Origin of the sequence: Halomonas sp. MMSF_3323, assembly GCF_030733595.1 — a bacterium.
In the GTDB taxonomy this organism is placed as follows: Bacteria; Pseudomonadota; Gammaproteobacteria; order Pseudomonadales; family Halomonadaceae; genus Halomonas; species Halomonas litopenaei.
In genome coordinates, this window is record NZ_JASHIT010000056.1 from 19815 (window position 1) to 29554 (window position 9740).

Below are 9740 nucleotides of genomic sequence, written 5' to 3' on the forward strand. Positions count from 1 at the left end.
CCAGTTTTCCGTCAGTGCCCTGTGACGCAAGCGCCGGGGCGCTGAGCGCCAAGCCTTTTCTCTTGTGACCTTTCAGTCTGGCAGTGCCGTGATCCGCGCTGGGCAAGTTGCCCGCCGACGCCCGACAGGCGTCTGACGTGCGCTGTCGTGCTGCGTCAGGACCCGGCCGACAACAACAAGAGGAAATCACCATGGCTAGTCCCCCCATCACTGAACACCGCGCAAGCGAGGCGCAGGAAGACGCTGACCGCATGTCCCGCTCAAGCCTGATGATGGCCTGGTGGGCTGTGCTCAGCGCCATCTTCTATCTGGTCGTGGCGGCGGCCATGGCCAGAAGCTATGGCACCGCCAATGCGCTGATCGGGATCGTCATGAGCATCCTGGTCTACAGCGCCATCAACGCGGTACTGAGCCGTTTCGCCCAGCGCACCGGTCTCACCGTTGCCGAGTTTTCCCGTACGCTTTTCGGTCGCCTGGGAGCCCTGGTGGCGACCCTGATCTTCTTTGCCACGGCGCTGTACTACGCCGTCTTCGAAGGCTACGTGATGGCCCTGGCGCTGAGCCACCAGAGTGGCTGGCCGATGGCGCTGACCACCCTGGTCGTGGTGATCGTCGGCATCGCCCTGATCGGCGCTGGAGTCCAGCGCTTCCTGGACCGTTTCAACGCCTGGCTGTTGCCGGTCTATCTGCTGGGTATGCTGGCGGCAGTGTGGCTGGCCATCGATGGATACGGCTATCCAGAGGGCTGGCTGACCCGGGTGCCTGAAGGGGGCGCCCCGGCCTTCGGCTGGTGGCACACCTTCACCTACTACATGGGTATCTGGGTGCTGATGATGTTCACCTTCGACTACGCCCGTTTCGGCAAGGACCGCGATCGTCGCTTCCACGCTCGCATCACCTTCGGCCTGCCGTTCTACGCGCTGGCCTTCGGCTTCAGCGCAGTGGTGGGCATCCTGCTGGACGCCACCCTGCCAACCGCAGGGCTCTCCGAGGCGGCCATCGTCATGGGCCTGCTGGAGCTGATGGGGCTGGCGGGTCTTGTGCTGGTGTGGGTGACCCAGAGCCGCATCAATACCGCCAACTACTTCCTCGCTACCTCCAACCTCGCCAGCCTGCTGGGACAATGGCGCCCTGGAAAGGCGTGCTATGGACTGGCCATGGCACTGGTGGCGGCTCTGGCCTGGGCGCTGATGTCGGCCGACGTCTTCGGCTATCTGCTTACCGCCTTGGCTTATCAAGGCATCTTCGTGGTCGCCTGGGTCGGGGTCGCGCTGAGTCATATCCTGTCCCGCGCCGTTCGTGAAACTGCACCTGCGAGTGTCGAGGAAGACGAGCCGGTCTACCGGTTGGCGGGGCTCGGCGCCTGGGCCGGCGCCTGCCTGGTCGGGGTGGTGCTGATGCACCAGCCGACCCTCGCCAGCTTCTCGGCACCGGCCACCTTCCTGCTGGCCTTCACCCTGGCACGCCTGCTGCCAGGCGGTTCCATCAACGTCGCCGGATTGTCGCCGTCCCGGGATTGACCTGCACCAGGGCCTCCCGGTGGCCAGGCGACGAGGGTCCGCGCCCGGAGTTCCTCTCCGCAGGCGCGGACCCTGTGCATTTGCCGCCAGCCCACCCTCCAGTGCACTCAGCGTCAACTCCTGTCTCCTTCAACGCCAATCCCTGGATGGCCGTCGGCGAGAAGATGACGATGAGGAGCGGCGCACCGCTTCGACTCCAACAACCACAAGAGCGCGGAGTGACCATGACAACTGTGGATCCCATTACCCTGGCGGTCGTCCGGGGAGCGCTGGAGACGGCGCAGCGCGAGATGACCCTGACGCTGGAAAAGACCGGACGATCCAGCGTCTTCAATCTGGCCCATGACTATTCCAATGCCCTGTTCGATGCCGTACCCGAAATGATCCTGCAGGGCCAGGACATCCCGATACATCTGGGTTCCCTGATTCCTGCCATGAAGGCGGTGGCCGGCTTCTACGGCGAGGACATCGCGCCCGGGGACGTCGTCTACCACAACGACCCGGCCTACAAGGGCAGTCATATCATCGACTGCTGCATGTACAAGCCGGTGTTCTTCGAGGGTGAACTGGTGTTCTGGACGGTGTGCAAGGGCCACCTGACGGATATCGGTGGCCCGGTCCCGGCGGGCTACAACCCCGACGCCAAGGAGATCTACGCCGAGGGCCTGAGGATTCCCCCGGTCAAGCTGTGGGAGAAGGGGCGCCGTCGCGAAGACGTGATCAACCTGCTGTTGACCAACATGCGTGCCCGCGAGCATCAGGAAGGCGACCTCAACGCCCAGTACGGTGCCTGCGGCGTCGGCGAGCGTCACCTGCTACGCCTGCTCGAGCGCTACGGTGTCGATACCGTCAAGGCGGCGATCGCCGAACTCAAGGCGATGGCGGACCGCCAGATGCGCAGTTTGATCGCCGAGGTGGCCGACGGCGAGTACAGCGGCACCGCCGTGCTGGAGGATTCCGGCCATGGGCTTGGCGATCTCGAGATCACCGCCCATGTGAAGATTGAGGGTGACGAAGTGGCCATTCGTATCGACAGCCCTCCTCAGGTGCCTTACTTCATCAATTCCTATGAGGGCAACTCGATGTCCGGCGTGCTGCTGGGGCTGATGATGTTCGCCCAGCTACCGCCTCCCTACAACGAGGGGCTCTATCGTTGCCTGAGCGTCGATATGGGCCCGCCCGGCACCCTGTGCAACGCCAGCGAGCCGGCACCCCACGCCAACTGCACCACCACGCCCATGGAGACCTTGACCGATGCGGTACGCCTGGCCTTCGAGCAGGCGGCGCCCGAGCGGGTCAGCGCGTCCTGGGGACACGCCAGCGGCATCAATATCGCCGGTTTCGACCCACGTCATGGCAACGAGCAGTACGTGACCATGGTGCTGGCGTCGATCATCTCCGGCGCCGGTGCCACCCGGACCATGGACGGCTGGCACTCACGGGGTCCGCTGTGTTGCTTCGGTGCGCTGATGTCCGGTGACATCGAACTGCTCGAGACCTCCTATCCGATCCTGATCCATCGCTACGGTCTGGTGACCGACAGCTGTGGCGCGGGAGAGCGGCGCGGCGGGTCCGGGACCTGGCTGGAAATCGAGCCGCTGGACCACGCCATGACGGCGGTAGCCTTCGGCGAGGGACGACAGTACGCCACTGCTGGCGCAGGCGGTGCGCGCAATGCCCTGGTCGAGCCCAAGCTCGGGCGGCTGGTGCATCGCCACCGAGACGGCAGCGAGACGGTCTATGACCGCAATGCGCTGTTGACCATCGAACCCGGCGAGCGGGTCATCAACGTCAATCCTGGTGGCGGTGGCTTCGGCGACCCCTGGACACGACCGCCGCAGGAGGTTGCCGGCGACGTCCGTGATGGTCTGGTGTCCCGTGTGGGCGCCCGCCAGGACTACGGGGTAGTGGTCGATGACCAGCTGCACCTGGATGAGTCCGCCACCCGTCAACTGCGCCAGACACGCTAGGAGATTCCCATGACCGCAATCTATCGACTCGGCATCGACGCCGGCGGCACCTTTACCGATTTCATCCTGGCAGAGCGGGGCAAGGGCGTCAGCCTGTTCAAGAGCCCCTCAACCCCTGAGGACGGCACCCAGGCGATCCGCGCGGGGCTTGCCCAGATCGCCGATGCGCTGGGACGCCCCGCCAGTGAGGTGGTGGCCAATGCCGATCTCTGCATCAACGGCACCACGGTGGCGCTCAACGCACTGATCGAGCGTCAGGGCGCCAAGGTTGGCCTGCTGTGCACCGAGGGCCATGAAGACAGCCTGGAAATCCGCCTCGGTCACAAGGAAGACGGCTATCGCTATGATCCGGAGTATCCCCCGGCGCATATGCTGGTGCCGCGCTATCTTCGCCGGCCGATCGGCGGTCGCATGCTGGCCGACGGCAGCGAGCGTCAGCCGCTGGACGAGGAGGCGATTCGTGACGCCGTGGCGCTGTTCAAGCGTGAAGGGGTGGACGCGGTGGCGATCTCGTTTCTGTGGTCGGTGGCCAACACCGACCACGAGCAGCGCGCCCTGGCCATCGTGCGAGAGCTGATGCCCGACACCTTCGTCTGCTGCGGCAGTGAGGTCTATCCCCAGGTGCGCGAATACACCCGCACCTCGACCACCGTGGTCAACGCCTATCTGAGCCCGGTGATGCAGCGCTATGTCTCGCGCATCGACGCCCTGTTCGAGGAACTGGGGGCTCGCCAGCCGGTACAGTATTTCCAGTCCAACGGCGGACTGGCGCTGGGCAAGGTGATGCGCGAGAAGGCCGTGGCGGCGATCAACTCGGGCCCGGCCTCGGCGCCCCAGGCCGGGCTGTACATGGCCGGGCCGCTGGGTGTCGACAACGTCATCACCGTGGACATGGGCGGCACCTCCTTCGACATCACCCTGACCCGGGGTGGCCAGACCAACTACAGCAAGGATGTGGACTTCCTGCGCCAGCGCATCGGGGTGCCGATGATCCAGGTCGAGACCCTGGGGGCCGGCGGTGGCTCCATCGCCCACCTCAACGAGCAGGGCATGCTGCAGGTGGGGCCGCGCAGCGCCGGCGCCTCGCCGGGGCCGGTGTGCTACGGCAAGGGCGGGCGCGAACCCACCGTCACCGACGCCAATCTGGTGCTTGGGTACCTCGATCCCGAAGCGGTGCTCGGCGGTACCGTGCGCCTCGACCGCGAGGCGGCGGTGGCGGCGATCCACGAAAGGATCGCCGAGCCGCTGGGCATCAGCGTCGAGCGTGCGGCCTTCGGCATTTGCACCCTGGTCAACCTGAACATGGTCAATGGCATTCGCCGGGTATCGGTGGAGCAGGGTTATGATCCCCGTGACTTCACCCTGATCGGCGCCGGTGGCGCAGCCGGCATGCATCTGGTGCGCCTGGCCGAGGAGATCGGCGTGCGCCAGGTGCTGGTACCCAAGGTGGCCTCAGGACTCTGCGCCTTCGGCCAGATCATTTCCAATGTTCAGCATGAGCGGCTGACCTCCCTGGTGCTGCCGTTGGATGACGACCCGGAGCACCGCGTGCGGGTCAACCGGCGCCTTGCCGAGTTGCGCGATGAAGGCGTGGCCGAGCTCAAGCGGGACGGTTTCGAGGATAACGCCATTGCCTGCCGTTATCGCTTCGAGATCCGCTATCGCGGCCAGATCCACGAGTGTACGGTCGAGAGCGAGCGCGGAGAGTTCGATGAGGCCGGCTGGTGCGAGCTGCGCGACGCCTTCCACGCTCGCCATGAGGCGCTCTATTCCTACTGCGAGCCGGACAGCGAGGTGGAGCTGGTCAACCTGGAGTGCTCGGTGATCGGTGAGGTGGAACCGCCGACCATGCCGACCCTGGAGGCCCGAGGGGGGGAGCTCGAGGCGGCGCTGCTGGGTCGCCGTGATATGCTGTTCGACGGTGAAGGCGAACCCGTGCCCACGCCGGTCTACGACGGCGAGGCACTGGACCCCCGGCATGAGGTGACAGGGCCAGCGGTCATCCAGGAGGCCACCACCAATATCGTGCTGCCACCCGGCTGGAAGGCGACCCTGTCGAGCACTGCAAGCTATGTGCTCAGCCCGATCGACGGCTGAGGCGACGGTTTCCCGGGATCGGCAGGATCGATCTCGGGTTCTGCGCCACGAGACAGCCACACCAGACCGCAACAACAATAACGAGAGGCACGAGTGCCGAGGAGGTTGGCATGAGTGACATGGTCACGACACAGGATACCAGGGCGCGCTGGTCGCGCTGGATCTCCGATACCTACTTTCCCCTGAGCCTGAGCTACCGCGACGAAAACGCGCCGTTTCGCGGCGATCTCAAGGTGTGGAAGACCGACGATCAGGACTTCTCGCTGTCACGCCTGACTTCCGACGGGCTAGTGTATTCCCGCGACCAGGCGCAGATCGCCGCCGATCCCGAGAGTTCTTTCCTGGTGACCATCCCCCAACGTGCCGAGGTGTTCTTCGAGCAGGGCGGACGTTCGCTGCGTTGCGAGCCGGGGCAGTTTCTGGTCGAGCGGGGGGATCTTCCCTATCGCTTCGGCTACGAGCAGGCCAATGCCATGTGGGTGTTCAAGGTGCCGGATGCATCGATGAAGCATCGGGTGCGCGGTGTCGAGCGCTACGCTCAGCACTGCTTCGAGGCGAACACTGGCATGGGGCGGGCCTTCGTCGAGTTTCTGGCGATCTGTGCCAGTCGCTTCGATGAGTGTTCCCGCGATGAGCGTCAGCGCCTGTTCGAGCAGGCGCTATCGATGCTGTCGCTGGTGCTGGAGAAGGATGACCGGGTGTTGGTCAGCGACCAGTCCCAGTTGAAAAGCGCCCACCTGATGCGGATCGAGCGATTTATCTCTGCCCGCCTTGGCGACCCGGAACTGGGGCCGTCAATGGTGGCGGAGGGATGTGGCATTTCGCTGCGCTATCTGCACAAGTTGCTGTCCGAGACCGGCCACTCGGTCAACGACTGGATTCGCATGCAGCGGCTCGAGGCCGCGCGTCGGGACCTGTGCGATCTGGCGGAAGGGGTGAGCATCGGTGAGATCGCCTACCGCTGGGGGTTCAGCGACCAGGCGCAGTTCTGCCGTGCCTTTCGACGCCGTTTCGACTGCTCGGCCAGCCAGATGCGACATCGTCATCGGGATGGCCAGGGGGCCGGCTGAAGCCCGCCTTCGACAAGCTCCGAAACAAGGAGATACAGCAAACGCAACGACGCGGCCCAAGGGCCGCGTCGTTGTTTGTCACCGCAGGAGCGTTGTGGGCGCTCAGTCGCGGTATTCGTCGATGCTCGGGCAGGAGCAGATCAGCTGGCGATCGCCCAGCACGTTGTCGACCCGGTTGACCGCCGGCCAGTACTTGGCACCCTTGACCGCCTCGGAGGGGAAGGCGCCGATCTCGCGGGAGTAGCCCCGGTTCCAGTCCGCGTCCATCAGGTCGGCCATGGTGTGCGGGGCCTTCACCAGAGGGTTGTCCTCCAGGCTCCACTCGCCGCTCTCGACCCGGGCGATCTCCTCGCGGATGCCGATCATGGCGTCACAGAAGCGGTCCAGCTCATAGAGTGACTCCGACTCGGTGGGCTCGATCATCAGGGTGCCGGCCACCGGGAAGGACATGGTGGGGGCGTGGAAGCCGTAGTCCATCAGGCGCTTGGCGATGTCTTCCTCGCTGATGCCGGAAGCCGCCTTGAGCGGACGGATGTCGATGATGCACTCGTGGGCCACGGTGCCGTTCTGGCCCTTGTAGAGCACCGGATAGTGCGCTTCCAGGCGAGTGGCGATGTAGTTGGCGCCGAGGATGGCAAGCTCGGTGGCCTCGCGCAGGCCGCGTGCTCCCATCATCTTGATGTAGGCCCAGGAGATCGGCAGGATCGAGGCCGAGCCGAAGGCCGCCGCGGACACCGCGCCGGAGTCCTCTTCGACACCGTCGATCGGGGTCACGCTGTGGTTGGCCACGTGGGGCGCCAGGTGCGCCTTGACACCGATCGGGCCCATGCCGGGGCCACCACCGCCGTGGGGGATACAGAAGGTCTTGTGCAGGTTGAGGTGGCTGACGTCGCCGCCGAAGTCACCCGGACGTGCCACGCCGACCTGAGCATTCATGTTGGCGCCGTCGATATACACCTGGCCACCGTTGGCGTGGACGATGTCGCAGGCCTCGCGCACGCCTTCCTCGAACACCCCGTGGGTGGACGGGTAGGTGAGCATGATCGCGGACAGCGCCTGTGAGTGCTGCTCGGCCTTGGCCTTGAGGTCGGCCAGGTCGATGTTGCCATCCTCGTCGCACTCCACCACCACCACGCGCATGCTGCACATGGCAGCAGAGGCCGGGTTGGTACCGTGGGCGGAGCTGGGAATCAGGCAGACGTCACGGTGGCCCTCGCCCTGGGCCGCCTGGTAGCGACGGATCGCCAGCAGACCGGCGTATTCGCCCTGGGCGCCGGAGTTGGGCTGCATCGAGATGTGGTCGTAGCCGGTGATCTCCACCAGGAAGGCCGCCAGTTCGTCGATCATCTGGCGATAGCCGGCGACCTGATCCTTCGGCGCGAAGGGATGGATGCGGGCGAACTCCGGCCAGGTGATCGGCATCATCTCGGTGGTGGCGTTGAGCTTCATGGTGCAGGAGCCCAGTGGAATCATCGCGTGGGCCAGCGACAGGTCCTTGTTCTCCAGGCGCTTGAGGTAGCGCAGCATCTCGGTTTCGCTGCGATAGCGCTGGAAGGTCGGGTGCTCAAGGAAGTCGCTCTCGCGTCGGCAGGCGGCGGGAATGCCGCTGGCCTGGGACTCGAGGATGCCGTCGTCGAGTTCGCGCACGCCAAGGCCGTGCTCCTCGCCCAGCAGCACGTCGAACAGCGCGTCCAGATCGTGGGCGGTGGTGGTCTCGTCGAGGCTGACACCCACGTCGCCGTTGTCGAAGTAGCGCAGGTTGATCTCGTGGGTCATGGCTCGACCGTGGATCTTGCCGCGATCGACCCCGGTCAGACGCAGGGTGTCGAAGTAGCTGTCGTTGGCCAGGCTGACGCCTTTCTGGGCCAGGCCGGTGGCCAGGATGGTGGTCAGCCGATGGATGCGCCCGGCGATGGTGCGCAGGCCCTCGGCGCCGTGATACACCGCGTAGAAGCCGGCGATGTTGGCCAGCAGCGCCTGGGCGGTGCAGATGTTGGAGGTGGCCTTCTCGCGACGGATGTGCTGCTCGCGGGTCTGCATGGCCATGCGCAGGGCGGTGTTGCCGCGGGCATCCTTCGACACCCCGATGATACGGCCGGGGATCGAGCGCTTGAGCTTGTCGGTGGTGGCGAAGAAGGCAGCGTGGGGGCCACCGAAGCCCATCGGCACGCCGAAACGCTGGCTCGAGCCGACCACGATATCGGCGCCCATGGCGCCGGGCTCCTTGAGCAGTACCAGGGCCATCAGGTCGGTGGCAACGCAGGTCATCACGCCACGCTTCTTGGCCTCGGCGATCAGCGGTGCCAGGTCGTGGACGCGGCCGTCATTGCCGGGGTACTGCAGCAGTGCGCCGAAGACGTCATGGCTTGCGAGTTCTTCCGCCGGGGCGATGACGATCTCGTAGCCGAACCAGGAGGCGCGGGTCTTGAGTACGTCCAGGGTCTGGGGGAATACATCGTCGGCAACGAAGAAGGCATTGGTCTTGGCCTTCTTGTTGGAGCGTCGGCACAGCGCCATGGCCTCGGCGGCGGCGGTGGCTTCATCCAGCAGCGAGGCGTTGGCCAATTCCATCCCGGTCAGGTCCATCACCATCTGCTGGAAGTTCAGCAGGCCTTCCAGGCGGCCCTGGGAGATCTCGGGCTGATAGGGGGTGTAGGCGGTGTACCAGCCCGGGTTTTCCAGCACGTTGCGCTGAATGACCGCCGGCAGGTGGGTGTCGTAGTAGCCCTGGCCAATGTAGCTGCGGGCGACCTTGTTCTGGCGGGCCAGACGATACAGGTAGTCCAGCGCCTCGGCTTCGGCCTTGGGGGGATCCAGATCGAGCTCACGGCCCAGGCGGATGTTGGCGGGCACCGTCTTGTCGATCAAGGACTCCACGCCTTCGACACCCAGGGCCGACAGCATCTTGGCCCTGTCGTCCCCATCGGGACCATTGTGACGACGGAGAAAGGCATCGTGATCGGCCAGTTCGGCCAGGCGACGTGTATCGAAAGCCATGGAACACCTTGAGTGTGACGGACCCCGAAGATCCGGATGAATAACGGGTTGCCTCGCGTGGTGGCGGGCGCGTTGGCCGGGGCCCC

General features: G+C 65.3%; 5 protein-coding genes. 4 read left to right on the top strand and 1 reads right to left on the bottom strand.

Features of this window, described 5'->3' with window-relative positions:
* The first annotated feature begins 191 nt into the window (after positions 1–191).
* The 4 genes from RBB39_RS21105 (at position 192) to RBB39_RS21120 (ending at position 6657) form a co-directional block, all read left to right on the top strand.
* Entirely contained in the window at positions 192–1520 is a 1329-nt protein-coding gene (locus RBB39_RS21105) for a cytosine permease (RefSeq protein ID WP_045991483.1), read from the top strand.
* A gap of 224 nt (positions 1521–1744) precedes the next feature.
* On the top strand, positions 1745–3490 hold the full coding sequence (locus tag RBB39_RS21110) for a hydantoinase B/oxoprolinase family protein (protein WP_108133634.1): 1746 nt from the start codon (positions 1745–1747) through the stop codon (positions 3488–3490).
* Positions 3491–3499: 9 nt separating this feature from the next.
* Complete coding sequence (locus RBB39_RS21115; protein ID WP_045991482.1) at positions 3500–5587, top strand: hydantoinase/oxoprolinase family protein; 2088 nt, start codon at positions 3500–3502, stop codon at positions 5585–5587.
* Positions 5588–5697: 110 nt separating this feature from the next.
* Positions 5698–6657 carry a helix-turn-helix domain-containing protein gene (locus RBB39_RS21120; protein WP_045991481.1) on the top strand — a complete coding sequence of 320 codons (960 nt, stop codon included), beginning with the start codon at positions 5698–5700 and terminating at the stop codon, positions 6655–6657.
* 102 nt (positions 6658–6759) lie between these two features.
* Here the strand turns inward: RBB39_RS21120 and gcvP are convergent, their stop codons facing one another.
* Positions 6760–9654, bottom strand: a complete 2895-nt coding sequence (gcvP, locus tag RBB39_RS21125) for an aminomethyl-transferring glycine dehydrogenase (RefSeq protein ID WP_045991480.1) — start codon at positions 9652–9654, stop codon at positions 6760–6762.
* Positions 9655–9740: the final 86 nt, after the last annotated feature.